General features: G+C 47.9%; 6 protein-coding genes. 2 read left to right on the top strand and 4 right to left on the bottom strand.

Going from position 1 to position 13,664, the window contains the following annotated elements:
- Positions 1–137 precede the first annotated feature (137 nt).
- Complete coding sequence (locus tag E1919_RS19360; protein WP_162055069.1) at positions 138–2,366, top strand: NADP-dependent isocitrate dehydrogenase; 2,229 nt, start codon at positions 138–140, stop codon at positions 2,364–2,366.
- Between the two features lie 291 nt (positions 2,367–2,657).
- Here the strand turns inward: E1919_RS19360 and E1919_RS19355 are convergent, their stop codons facing one another.
- The 3 genes from E1919_RS19355 to E1919_RS19345 form a co-directional block, all read right to left on the bottom strand.
- On the bottom strand, positions 2,658–3,503 hold the full coding sequence (locus tag E1919_RS19355) for a CHRD domain-containing protein (protein ID WP_202915942.1): 846 nt from the start codon (positions 3,501–3,503) through the stop codon (positions 2,658–2,660).
- Between the two features lie 455 nt (positions 3,504–3,958).
- On the bottom strand, positions 3,959–6,925 hold the full coding sequence (locus tag E1919_RS19350) for a M16 family metallopeptidase (protein WP_237144649.1): 2,967 nt from the start codon (positions 6,923–6,925) through the stop codon (positions 3,959–3,961).
- Between the two features lie 186 nt (positions 6,926–7,111).
- A complete protein-coding gene (locus E1919_RS19345) occupies positions 7,112–9,091 on the bottom strand; it encodes a DNA polymerase III subunit gamma/tau (RefSeq protein ID WP_162055068.1) in 1,980 nt (659 codons plus the stop codon).
- Positions 9,092–9,531: 440 nt separating this feature from the next.
- Here E1919_RS19345 and E1919_RS19340 point away from each other — a divergent pair, with 440 nt between their 5' ends.
- A complete protein-coding gene (locus tag E1919_RS19340) occupies positions 9,532–12,291 on the top strand; it encodes a T9SS-dependent M36 family metallopeptidase (RefSeq protein WP_162055067.1) in 2,760 nt (919 codons plus the stop codon).
- Between the two features lie 161 nt (positions 12,292–12,452).
- Here E1919_RS19340 and cfa read toward each other — a convergent pair whose 3' ends face one another.
- The gene (cfa, locus tag E1919_RS19335) at positions 12,453–13,574 is read right to left on the bottom strand and encodes a cyclopropane fatty acyl phospholipid synthase (protein WP_162055066.1); all 1,122 of its coding nucleotides are present in this window, start codon (positions 13,572–13,574) and stop codon (positions 12,453–12,455) included.
- Positions 13,575–13,664 lie beyond the last annotated feature (90 nt).

Genomic DNA, 13,664 nt, shown 5'->3' with positions numbered 1-13,664 from the left:
ATACATGGAGCAGGAAAGCGTATTCTTCATTAGCCTATTTCAAAAAGACTCTTATATTTGCTATGATAACTTATTTGCTACTATAACCTGTACTTACTTCCCGCGTTGGTGGTAATAGAAATTAAACTAAAAATAAAATGACGACAAAAACAGCTAAGATTGTTTATACTATAACGGATGAAGCGCCGGCACTGGCAACACGCTCTTTTTTGCCAATCGTAGAGACCTTTACGAAAGCCGCTGGTATTGAGGTAGAAACAAGAGATATTTCCCTTGCCGGACGTATCATTGCTGCTTTCCCTGAAAGCCTGACGGAAGACCAAAGACAAGGCGATGACCTTGCCTACCTGGGAGAGCTAGCAAAAACTCCGGAAGCAAACATCATCAAGTTACCAAATATCAGCGCCTCTATTCCCCAATTAACGGCAGCCATCAAAGAGCTTCAGGAGCAGGGATACAAAATTCCTGACTATCCATCGGAGCCTAAGAACGACGCTGAAAAAGAAACGAAGTTGCGTTATGCCAAGATTCTCGGTAGCGCTGTGAACCCGGTGCTGCGGGAAGGAAATTCTGACCGCCGTGTAGCTGAGGCTGTAAAGCAGTATGCCAAAAAGAACCCGCACTCGATGGGAGAATGGAGTTCTGATTCCAAAACGCATGTGGCCCATATGGAAGGCGGCGATTTTTATGGCAGTGAGAAATCTGCTGTTGTGGAGAAGGCCGGTGATGTTAAAATAGAATTTGTTGGTACTAACGGGAGCACCAAAACGCTGAAAGAAAAGACAAGCCTGAAGAAAGGCGAAGTAATTGATTCTGCTGTGATGAGCAGAAAGGCCTTGCGCTCTTTCTTAGAAAAGGCGATAGAAGATGCTAAGAACAACGACGTGCTGTTGTCCCTGCACCTGAAGGCAACCATGATGAAGGTGTCTGACCCTATTATGTTTGGGCATGCCGTTACGGTTTTCTTTAAAGATGTATTTGAGAAGCATGGCGCTACTTTTGAGGAGCTAGGCGTGTCTCCTAATAACGGTTTAGGCGATGTGTATGCTAAAATTAAAAATCTGCCTGAAGACAAGCGTTCAGAGATAGAAGCTGACCTGAAGGCTGCCCATGAAAAAGGGCCTAAACTGGCCATGGTTAATTCTGATAAAGGAATTACGAACCTGCACGTGCCAAGTGATGTCATCATCGACGCCTCTATGCCGGCAGCTATCCGTTCCTCCGGAAAAATGTGGGGACCCGATGGCAAGTTGCACGATACCAAAGCCATTATCCCGGACCGTAGCTATGCCGGCATTTACCAGGAGGTCATCAATTTCCATAAAGAAAACGGTGCTTTTGATGTGACCACCATGGGTACTGTTCCGAATATTGGTCTGATGGCCCAGAAGGCGGAAGAGTACGGCTCGCACGATAAAACTTTCGAGATGACTGAAAGTGGTACTGTTCGCGTGGTCGATGCATCCGGAAATACCCTGCTGGAGCAAAAAGTAGAAGAAGGTGATATCTTCAGAATGACGCAGACCAAAGACCTGCCGATTCAGGATTGGGTGAAACTGGCTGTAACCAGAGCAAGAATTACGAATACCCCTGCTGTTTTCTGGCTGGACCAGAACAGGGCACACGATACCAATCTGATTGAGAAAGTAAACCGCTACCTGCAGGACCATGATACAGATGGCCTTGAAATCAAAATCATGTCTCCGGTAGAAGCGATGCGCTATACGTTAGAGCGCGCCAGAACTGGTAAAGACACTATCTCTGTAACAGGCAACGTACTGCGCGACTACTTAACTGACTTATTCCCGATTATAGAATTGGGTACCAGTGCCAAAATGCTTTCTATTGTTCCGCTTCTGAATGGCGGTGGCTTGTTCGAGACAGGTGCGGGTGGCTCAGCGCCAAAGCACGTGGAGCAGTTCATGGAAGAGAATTACCTGCGCTGGGATTCACTCGGTGAGTTCCTGGCCCTTGCTGTTTCGTTGGAAGACCTGGCCTACAAAACTAAAAATGGAAAGGCTGAGGTGTTAGCAGAAGCCCTAAATAAAGCGAACGCTGAGTTCCTGGAGAAAGACAAGTCGCCAACCCGCAGATTGGGCGGAATTGACAACCGTGGTAGCCATTTCTACCTGGCACTTTACTGGGCAGAGGCACTTGCCGAGCAGTCTAAAGACAAAGAACTACAGGAAAGATTCTCTAAACTGGCTAAGGAGCTGGGTGAGAACGAAGAGAAGATTGTAAATGAGTTGAACGCGGTGCAGAGTCAGTCTGTAGAATTAGACGGTTATTTCCACCCGGATACAGACAAAGCTGTTAAAGCCATGCGCCCAAGCGAAACGCTGAATAGGGCGTTAGCTAATTTCTAAGAGTTCTATAGTTTAAAAAAAGGCTGCCTGAGATGTTCTTAGGCAGCCTTTTTTGTTTGTTGCTGGTGTGAACTTACAACATTCTACTTATACTGAATGAGGTTAAGCTCCTTCCAAAAAAATGAAGATTTTCCTGCCGTTGTTGGTGCTTTCACCGACAACAAAACGCTACAGCCTATACAGGTGAGCCATGGTGAAACTGCAAATTTTATAATGCGACACCTGTAAAAAAAGAGAAGGTCTCCCTTGACAGGAGACCTTCTCTTTTTAATAGAAGTTAAAAGTTATCAACTAGTAAGCATTAGAGCCTATATTACCTTGCGCCACTATCGTCGCCAGGTCTGCAGCACTTAAGTGCACATTTACATAGCCATCGTAAGTAAGCACATCGTCATAGCCAAACGGAGTACCATCGTCAAGCATGGCCACATTTGATTTGCTCATCCCCGTGGTGCCATTTACAGGATTAAAGGTATACACAATGCCACCTCCTACTTCAGCCGAGTTTTGGTGAATATGTGCAGGGTGATCACCGCCATCAGGAGTGCCTGTGAGAGCAATAGTGGCTAAAGCCTCCCCATTCTTTCTTTCTTCGAAAAGGACCGTTCCGTTAATTCCAGGTACAGCTCTTTCTTCCAGAATATACTCTTTAGATTCACCTGTCAGTTCGTTTTGGCCAATGTCGCCTTGCGCCACGATAGTTGCCAGGTTATCCTCGCTTAGGTGCACGTTGATATAGCCATCATATTGTAGCAGGTCTTCATAAGATACAGGCGTTCCAGCGTCTGTTTCCCGAACAATCGTTACACTTCGTCCGGTAGCTCCGTTTACTGGTTGTAATGAGATTTCGATACCACCTCCTTCTACAGCTGTGTTGCCATGAATGTGCGCAGGATGCCTTCCGTCAGCGGGTGTGCCCGATAACTGGATTGTGATAGAGGTTGTTCCGTCGTTAAGCTTTGCAAATGTTGCTGTTCCCTCAATGTTTGGATCTGCCACTGACTGTATCTCATACACTTTAACATCTTTGAAAGGAGTCGGAAAATTATCGTCAACATCTTTGCAACTGGTAAAGGCAAAAGTACAGAGCACAAGGAGTAGCGCTGAAAACTTGAATCTGGTTAATTGGTTTAGCATAGTTTTATTATTAGAGGATAAAAAAATATTTCTGCTGGAGAAACAGCATTATTGTTCTAACCTGTTGATTTATATATTGTTTTAAATTTTTTTGTCGGCTACCTTTTTCAGATACATTATCGGATCATAATTAAATCGTAAGTGTTGTAGTACAGCCGAAACAGCCAAAACAAAAAGACTTCCTTGCTTCCCGGGGGTGACTCGGCGGGATTGGTATGGTCGCTAACATTTATAGCTCTCAATCTTTTTCGCTTCTGGTGAAAACCTGCAGTAAAGGCGGAGGTTGAAAAGCGCATTCTCTTCCTGCCTTTAGCAGGGAGAGGTAAAACAGAAGCGGCAGCCAAACTTTGGCTGCCGCTTCTGCTCTTATAAAGATGCAATATTTTACATCCCTTTATTTAAAAATCCAAAGGAAAAGTAACCACCTCCTGTTTTTAGGAGAGGGATGGGGGAGCTTAATAACCAAACAGCTCCTTCAAACTTAGCTGCTTCACTTTGCCGTATTTCTCCAGTTCTTTAAAGTTCAGCTTATCTTTGGAGCCAATCACCAGTATGGCCTGCGGCTGGGCTTTTATATATTTTTGCTGAAACTCCTGCAGTTGGTCAAAGGTCATGCTGTTGGTGCTTTGGTATACATCCTGACGGATGTCGTGGCTCAGCCCCAGCTTTTTGGAACGCTCGTAGTCGAACAGGATGCCTGCTTTTGTGATGCGCTCTGTAGAAATGCTGTTGCGCAGGGAGGCACGGGCATTCTGAAAATTAGCATCAGCCAAAGGCATGTCGGTTAATAAGGTTTGCATACCAGCCATGGCCTCAGAAAGCTTGTCGGCCTGTGCGCCGATGTAGGAAAGCAGATAGTTTGCACGGTCTTTCTTAGACGCAGGCGAGTAGAAAGAGTACGTAGAGTAAGCCAGTGCCTTGGACTCGCGCAGGTCCTGGAATACAATGCCGCCCATATATTCGTTGTACAACCTTACTACCGGAATAATGTCCTTGCTGTAAGGCACAGATTTGCTCAGGAACAGCATTTCAGCCTGCACCATGTCATAGTCTGCCCAGTATACAGTTGGTTCTTTAAAATCAATCTCAGCGTATACTTTCTCTGCCGGCACCGGCTTGAGCGTAGCAGGCACGTTGTGCCCAGTGTTCAGGGTTGCCACCAGGTTATCTGTTTCACGTGGGCCGTAGTACAGTACGCGGTGCTCGTAAGAAGGAATGCTCTTGATGATGTTCACCAGTTCCTGCGGTTTCACAGCCTTCAGTTCCTTTTCTGTAAGCAAGGTGTTGAACGGGTTTTTGGAGCCATACTTGGCATAGTTCACCATCGCCTGCTGCAGAATAACGCCTTTGTTTTTCTTTGCGTCTTCACGGGCTTTCAAAGTACCTGCCACCATGTCGTTCAGCGCCTGCTGGTCTGGCTTCGGGTTGGCCAGTACACTCTCGAACAGGTTAAGGCCTTGCTCAAAGTTCTCATCCAGCCCTGTCAGGCTCACATATACCTGCTCACCTGAAGAGAACACATCAAAAGAAGTCCCCAGTTTAAAGAACTCTTTCTGAAGCTCCTCCGCTGTGTACTTGTCGGTGCCAAGGTACTTCAGGTAGTTCACCGCCATCCCCAGTTTCTGGTCGTTGTTGGTGCCCATGTCCAGGATGTAGTAAAGCTGGAACAGGCCGTTTTCCTTGTTGTGCGTGTAGAGCAGAGGAATATCGTTTTTCAGCTGCTTTTGAGTGATGTCTTTGGTATAGTCAATGAAAACCGGCTGCAGCGGCTGCACTTCACTTTCCTTCGCAAGGAAGTTTTTGTAGTAATCGGATTGTGCATCGCGGTTAACCTCTACCGGCGTGATAGTTGGCTTCTCCACCTTCTGTGCCATTGGGTCTTCGCCAGTGCGCTTATACACCAGCACGTAGTTATTGTTGAAGTACCTGTTAGCTACATCCACAACGTCTTGTTTTGTGATTTCCGCAAATTCCTCTGGACGATTCACAAACTTCTGCCACGGCATGTCATAGATAAAGGACGTTACGAAGGCGTCTGCACGGTTGCTGTTGTCTTCGTAGGCTTGCATGGTGTTGATTTTGTCGTTGTTCACCACTGCCGTCATCAACTCTTCATCAAACTGGCCTTTCTTGATCATGTCCAACTGCGCCAGCAACAGGTCACGCACCTGGTCCAGCGACTGGTCCTGGCGTGGCATCCCCGTCATCCGGAACGTGCCGTAGTCTTTCATGGGTGTGTCGTAGGCGTAAGATTGCAACACCTTCTGCTGCTGGTTCAGGTTCAGGTCGATGAGGCCGGCTGAGCCGTTGTAGAGCAGGTTGCTGATCATCTGTACCACCAGGGCATCTTTTGTGTTGATACCCGGTGTGCGGTAAGCGATGGACACGTTTTCTGCATCCGGACCCAAGACTTCCTTTACAATAGGCTGCTGAATAGGCTGCTCCTGTGCTACACTAAAATCAGGCACCGGCTGCTGCTCTAACTCTCCCCAATACTTATCAATCAGGCGAATCGTCTCGTCAAAGTCTATGTCGCCGGACATGGCAATGGCCATATTGTTCGGCACATAATACCTGTCAAAATAATTTTTTATGGCCGTGATAGAGGGGTTCTTCAGGTGCTCGATGGTACCGATGGTTGTCTGGGTACCGTACTGGTGCGTCGGGAACAGCTCTGTGTTGATGACCTCTGCTACTTTGCGGCCATCGCTGTCCAGGGAGCGGTTCTTTTCTTCGTACACCGCCTCCAGTTCCGTGTGGAACAGGCGGGGCACCATTTCCCGGAAGCGGTCAGCCTCCAGTTCCAGCCAGCGCTCCATCTGGTTGCTCGGAATATCGTTGACGTATACCGTCTGGTCTACCCAGGTATAAGCGTTTGTTCCTTTGGCACCAATAGCGGTTGTAGCTTTGTCATATTCGTTGGCAATGGCATACGTAGCTGCCACACCGGATACGCTGTCGATCTGGTTGTAAATCTTCTTGCGCATGGCAGCATCCGTAGTGTTGCGGTATTTCTCGTACAGCGCCTCCACTTTTGCCAGCTCTTCCTGTTCTTTTTCCCAGTTGGCGGTGCCCAGTTCTGTAGTGCCTTTAAACACCATGTGCTCGAGGTAGTGCGCCAGGCCAGTGGCATCAGCCGGATCGTTTTTGCTACCCGCACGCACGGCAATGTATGTCTGGATGCGCGGAGCCTCTTCGTAATCCGTCAGGTATACTTTCAGGCCGTTATCCAGGGTATAGATACGGGCATTCAGCGGGTCATCCGGTGCCGTTTCATACGTGTAATCTGTTAAGGCAGGAGCCGTGGTGGCTGCTGCCGCAGTGTCGGTGGTCGACTGCGTCTGGTATGTCTCGTTCTTGCATTGCGTGAAAGTTAAGCCCAGCGCAAGCAGCAACAGGGAAGATCCTCTCTTTATAGCCATAGTTTTTACTTGGTTTATGAATAAGAATAAAGCAGTAAGTCATAAATAAAGCCTCGCTGAAGCAGGTGTTGAAACACATACTTTGAAAAATACATGCACCTTAACTCATTCTCAAACTGAGGTGCTTCCGCAGTGGCTTGTAATATGTCTTGCTACTTTTAAATAAATATATGAAATATTTACAGATTAAAAGTCCATGTCCAGGCCCAGGCGCTGCCGTATATCGACGAGCATGGGGTATTTATCGGCGAGGTAGTTAAATTTATCCTGCGAGGTGTACATTTTATTTTCCTCCTGTACTTCTATCACCTCTGCTTTCAGTTTAATACCGCGGTTGCCGGTTTCTCTTTTCAGTTCGGCCAGCAGCGAAGGACGCAGGGACGTAAACTGGTCTAGCATCACGTGATTTTCGAGGTGCAATGTGATTTCGTTCTCATCACTCACATGGTACTGCCGGTTCAGGAGCGTGTACTCCATCATATTCTCCGACTTCTTTCTGCGCAGGACAGCATGCCACACCGTATTCAGGCGGGCTTTGTCTACAGGAGGCGCTGTGCCATAATTTACCTCCTCCTCAATCTCGGCTACGGCAGTTTCAGTAACAGCAGCCTGTGGTGCGTTCAAATCTTTCAGGCTCGGCAGCTTGCTCAGCTTTTTGGCCGGAGGCAGTTGCACACCAGACCGCGGCGTGTGGGCGCTGGGTATGGGACCGGAACCGGGCGGGGTTTGCGGGTTGGCTGGCGCAATGTGCGCGTCCGGCGTTACCTCCTGTGGCTTTGGCGGCTGCTGAAGCCCCTCCGACGGTACATGGGAGGGGGGCTGTGGTTGCTGCAACTGCTCTGACGGTACACTGGAAGGCGTTGGCGGTTGCGGTTGCTGCAAACGCTCTGACGGCACACTGTCTGGTGTTGGCTGCTGCAGCCTCTCAGAAGGTACCTGCCCTTCTTGTCCTTGCTGCGGCTGCATGTCAGCCGCAGGCGTAGTTTTGGCACCTTCTGAACCGGTAGCGGCTGGTGCCGGCGCTGCTACCTTAGCTTTTTTTGCTGCTTCTCCGTTTTGGGCAAAATTCAGGGCAGCATTGAGGTGCGCCATTTTCATGAGGCACAACTCTACGTGCAGCCGCTGGTTTTTGCTGCTCTTATAGTGCATGTCGCAGGTGCTCACCAGGTTCAGGCCCGAAAGCAGGAACGACACAGAAGCCTTTGCTGACTGCTCCACATACTTTGCCTTGATATTATCAGAAACCTCCAGCAGTTGCACCGTTGCCTGGTCTTTGCACACCAGCAGGCTGCGGAAGTGTTCGCCAATGCCAATCAGGAAGTTGTGCGCATCAAAGCCATTCTTCAGGATTTCGTCGAACAGCAGCAGCGAGCCGGAAAGGTTCTGCTCCAGCAGGTGGTCTGTCAGGCGGAAGTAATAATCATAGTCCAGGATGTGCAGGTTCTCGACCGTCGCTTTGTAGGTGACGTTGCTGCCAGAGAAGGTCACCATCTGGTCAAAGATAGAGAGGGCATCGCGCAGTGCGCCATCCGCTTTTTGCGAAATCAGGTGCAGGGCATCCGGCTCCGCCTGTATACTTTCTTTCGTGGCGATGCTGCCCAGATGGCGCACCATGTCGTCAATCCTGATCCGGTTAAAGTCAAAGATCTGGCAACGCGACAGGATGGTAGGTATGATCTTATGACGCTCGGTAGTAGCCAGTATAAAGATAGCATAGGAAGGTGGCTCCTCCAGCGTCTTCAGGAAAGCGTTGAAGGCCTGGTTCGAGAGCATGTGTACTTCATCTATAATATAGATTTTGTACTTGCCTGTTTGCGGGGCGTAGCGCACCTGCTCCACCAGGTTCCGGATGTCCTCCACCGAGTTATTGGAGGCCGCATCGAGCTCGTGAATATTAAAAGAGCTGTTGGAGTTAAAGCTGCGGCACGACTCGCACACGTTGCAGGCTTCCACCTCCGGGGTGATGTTCTGGCAGTTAATGGTTTTAGCCAGAATTCGGGCACAAGTGGTTTTGCCAACACCGCGTGGCCCGCAGAAAAGGAATGCCTGCGCCAGGTGCTGGCTGCTGATGGCGTTCTTAAGGGTATTGGTTATATGGTGTTGCCCCACCACGCTGTCGAACGTGGTCGGACGATATTTACGCGCTGATACTACAAAATTTTCCATTACTACAAAGATAATCAATATGAGGTTGAGATGGGAGGGGATTTAGGAAGTAGTTTTCCAGATAGTTATCCACCGGTAGTGCCGTCTAAGCTTATGACCTGCCTTGGTTTTAACTGTTTGGTAAAAGCCCTTTTGTATAAGTTTAAGAAGTATTGACCTGTCCTGAGGAGCCACATCTAAAATTTTTCGAAATAAACAATGTTACTTTCTGCTGTTTCTTCAAGGTCTAAAATGATGTTCTGGACGTGCTTTTTATAGAATGAATGAGAAACGTAGGTTATGCATACTATTTTAAAATGCAAAAATCGATGTTACTCTTGAGTTGTATATTTCCTTTAATTAAGAGAATGTTATATTTTATATTTATATTAATCATAAATATAGTATAATAAATATATACTACTTTTCTAAAACCATTATCAATCATTTAAAATTTATCTATGCGCAAACCTTTACACAACGTGCTTCAAATAGCGCTGATTGCTACGCTCAGCTTAGGGAGTACACTTTCCTTTGCTCAAGGCCAAGGGAGAGGAAATAAAGAGAAAAAGCAAGTGCCGGCAGTGGCACTTGAACACATCAAGAAAAACAAGCAAAAGCTCAAAGTAAAAGATGAAGATATTGCTGACTTAGAACTAAGCAGTGCAACCGAAAGCAAAAAAAGCGGCATAAAGCACCTTTACATTAAGCAGATGCACAATGGTATCGAAATACATGGCGCCATCACAAACATAAGCATGGACAATGAGGGTAAAGTAGTTACCCTGGGAAATCGCTTGCATTCCGATGTTGGAGAAAAGGTAAAGAGCGAGCAGGCCAGCCTTGATGCTGCTGGTGCAGTAGCAGCGGCAGCCAGGCATTTAGGTGTTTCTGTAAATGGGCCTTTAAGTGTTTTGGAGAAAGGCAGAGATAGCAACAAAGAAGTTTTGTTATCGGAAGGAGGCATCTCTCTGGAGCCTATTCCTGCCAAGCTGGTATACCAACCCATGGAAGACGGTAGCCTGAGACTTGCGTGGGAAGTCTCTATTTATGAGCTGGATGCCCAAAATTGGTGGAATGTAAGGGTCGATGCCAACACCGGCGAATATTTGGATAAAGACAACATGGTGGTGCAATGCCAGTTTGAGAACAACGGAGCTGGCGGCAAATTCCTGCACGATACCCACAGCCATACTGCTTCAGCTCCTTTTCTGCAGGATGCGGATATGACACCGTATGCGCCTATGCAAGGCCCGGTGAATCAGGGAAATACTCCCGGCCTTTATGAGGTGTATCCAATGCCGGTGGAGAGCCCCAGCCATGGCAGCCGAAAGCCGGTTAACGCTAAAGTGGCAGATAAAATAGCTTCTCCTGATGGCTGGCATACTGCCGGAAACACCAGTTATACCATTACCAGGGGCAATAACGTATATGCGTACGAAGACCCTGATAATACAGGCTATGTAGGGCGCGTGCAGGATATGTACGGTTACAGTCCGGATGGTGGAACCCAGCGGGTGTTTAAATACTCTATTGACTTTTCCCAAGAACCTGTTTCCTACAGAGATGCTGCCATCACCAATCTTTTTTACTGGAATAATATCATCCATGATGTTTGGTATAAGTATGGCTTTGATGAAGAAAGCGGCAACTTCCAAACCAGCAACCTAGACAGAGGCGGCCTGGGCGGAGACCATGTAATGGCTGAAGCACAGGATAGCAGAAATATTTCAACCACACGTAACAACGCCAACTTTGCGACTCCTGCCGATGGTGTAAGGCCAAGAATGCAAATGTACCTGTGGAGTGGCAAGCCTGATCCAAGTGGTTTTACAATTGTCTCCCCTGCCGCAATTGCAGGTGGATTTATAACTGCAGGAGCAAGCTTTGGTCCTGAACTTACTGCAACACCTCTGGCTGGCAAACTTGTGCTGGCTATGGATGGAGTAGCCTACGAAGGCTGTAGCCCTTTTACCAACGCAGATGCCATTAATGGGAATATAGCCCTTGTATACAGGGGAAGCTGTAATTTCACCCAGAAGGTACAAAATGCACAGAAAGCAGGTGCTATAGCAGTGGTAGTGATTAACATCAATCCTGGAGATCCTACTAGTATGGGCGGCGCACCTACTGAACCTATAACCATCCCTTCAGTGATGATAGGCATGGAAGTGGGAGCCAGCATACGGGAGCAACTAGATGCAGGTGTTGAAGTGAATGTGACTCTAAAAGATGATGGTGGACCAGAACTGGATGGTGATTTTGATAACGGCATTATTGTGCATGAATATGGACATGGTATTTCAAACCGTCTGACAGGTGGGCCTAATACTACAAGCTGTCTTGGCAACGCTGAACAAGCTGGTGAAGGCTGGAGCGATTGGTTTGGCTTAATGATGACGATGAAGCGTGGTGATACCCGCGAGAAGGTAAGGGGAATCGGTACCTATGCACAGGGTCAGCCTACCGATGGCCTAGGTATCAGACCAGCACCGTATTCTACTGACTTCAGTGTAAACGGCTATACGTATGGTGCTACAAACAATCCTGGCCTGTCGCAACCCCATGGCGTCGGCTTTGTGTTTGCCACTGCACTCTGGGAGATGACTTGGGACCTAATAGATAAATATAGGTTTGATGAAGATCTGTATAACGGGAATGGCGGTAATAACATGGCGATGCAACTGGTTATAGATGGTTTAAAGCTTCAGCTATGCAGACCAGGCTTTGTAGATGCCCGTGATGCAATTCTTGCTGCGGACATGCAAAACTATGGCGGAGCTAACCAAGAACTTATCTGGAATGCTTTTGCAAAAAGAGGGCTTGGCTTCAGCGCCAGCCAGGGATCAAACGCCAGCAGGTTCGATCAAGTTGAAGCGTTTGATTTGCCGCAGGAATTCAGCTTAAGTGCTACTAAGGTTTCAACGGCTCGTTCATCAGATATATTAGGAAGTCTGCAGGGAGAACTGGTAAGCAGCTATCCTAACCCATTCTCTGAAAGCACTACTATTCGTTTTACAGCAAAAGAAAGCGCGCATACGGTGCTGAAGGTGTACGATATAACCGGACGTGAAGTAGCCACACTTTTCGAAGGAAATGCTGAAAGCGGTGTGAAGTATACCAAGGACTTCAAAGCTTCTAACAAGCAGGCTGGTGTATACATCTACCGACTGGTGAACGGAGGCACTGCTAAGTCTGGTACGATGCTTTTAGTCAAGTAACATGATCCATTAAGTATCTGCTGCGTTAGCAGTAGGTATAAAACAAAAGGCGTGATTGTAGCTCTTGTAGCTGCAGTCACGCTTTTCTTGTTTTGCTCCCGTTTCGCAATTGGTGTGGCTTTATGGTAAGCAGAGGATTTGGGTGGTTAAGCGTTATACACCTACCGCACCGACTCATATCCGCCTAAAACACCCTTTTTTGAGAGCACCATTTGCCAGAGCTGGTTATTGCGGGCGCGGAACGAGCCGGCGCTGGAAAGCAGGTAGTACTTCCACATTCTGTAAAAGCGTTCGTCATAGTCTCCCTTTAGTTGGTCCCAGTTGTGGTCAAAGTTCCGGAACCAGGCCATCAGGGTTGGGTCGTAATAGGGGCCGAAATTATGCAGGTCTTCCAGTACGAAAACATGTTCCATAGCTGCTCCAAGTTGTTTGAGGGAGGGAATAAGGCAGTTCGGGAAGATGTAGGTGTCGGTGAAGGGATCGGCGGATGTTTTGGAGAAAGGGTGCCCGATGGTATGCAGCAAAAACAGGCCATCGTCTTTCAGGCAGCGTGCCGCCGTTTTCATAAAGGTGCGGTAGTTGCGGTATCCCACATGCTCCAGCATGCCCACCGACACCACGTGGTCAAACGTCTCATTCACATCGCGGTAATCCTGCAGACGTATCTCTACAGGCAACCCTTTGCACATTTCCCTGCCTAAGGCCGCCTGCTCTTTCGATACCGTAACACCTACTACTTCTGCTCCATAACGCTCGGCGGCAAACTTTGCAAAGCTTCCCCAGCCACAACCGATGTCTAGCACCCGCTGGCCCGGCTGTATTCTTATTTTACGGCAAATCAGGTCGAGCTTGTTTTCCTGTGCCTGGTCCAGGTTATCCGCCCCTTTCCAATAGCCGCAGCTGTAGGCCATGTGCTTGTCCAGCATCAGTTTGTAAAGTTTATTGCCGATGTCGTAGTGCCGCTGGGCATTGCGGGCAGCTTTTCCTTTAGCCTGCATGTTAAAGACTTTTGCCAGCAGCATCTGCACCACTGTTTTCCAGCCGAACTTTGCTTGCCGGTAAAGGTCTGCCCGTATCACCTTATAAGCAAATTCATCTATCCGCTCACAGTCCCACCAGCCATCCATATAAGACTCTCCCAACCCCAACGTTCCCTGCGTCAGCACCCGCTTGTAAAACCCATCGTTATGGACCTGCAAATCCCATAGATCGGGGCCATTTATCTTTACGTCTGCTGTTTCTAAGATTTCAGTTACTTTCTGCTGTAAGCTTTGTTCTTTCATTGCTCAGAGGTAGGAAGTGAAGACTTTTACTGCTGCTATAGTTAAAGTTTCTGCAGCAATAAGAATAAACGCTCTAACTGTAGAATAGTT

It is taken from the genome of Pontibacter pamirensis, from assembly GCF_010015475.1.
Classification (GTDB): domain Bacteria; phylum Bacteroidota; class Bacteroidia; order Cytophagales; family Hymenobacteraceae; genus Pontibacter; species Pontibacter pamirensis.
Note: the sequence above shows the minus strand (reverse complement) of the source record. Positions and strands in the feature narration are given on the sequence as shown.

What these genes read in the sequence shown, in the direction of transcription:
- E1919_RS19350 (WP_237144649.1), bottom strand. Translation starts at nt 6,925, where the DNA reads ATGGCTATAAAGAGAGGATCTTCCCTGTTGCTGCTTGCGCTGGGCTTA.
- E1919_RS19340 (WP_162055067.1), top strand. Translation starts at nt 9,532, where the DNA reads ATGCGCAAACCTTTACACAACGTGCTTCAAATAGCGCTGATTGCTACG.
- E1919_RS19355 (WP_202915942.1), bottom strand. Translation starts at nt 3,503, where the DNA reads ATGCTAAACCAATTAACCAGATTCAAGTTTTCAGCGCTACTCCTTGTG.
- E1919_RS19345 (WP_162055068.1), bottom strand. Translation starts at nt 9,091, where the DNA reads ATGGAAAATTTTGTAGTATCAGCGCGTAAATATCGTCCGACCACGTTC.
- cfa (WP_162055066.1), bottom strand. Translation starts at nt 13,574, where the DNA reads ATGAAAGAACAAAGCTTACAGCAGAAAGTAACTGAAATCTTAGAAACA.
- E1919_RS19360 (WP_162055069.1), top strand. Translation starts at nt 138, where the DNA reads ATGACGACAAAAACAGCTAAGATTGTTTATACTATAACGGATGAAGCG.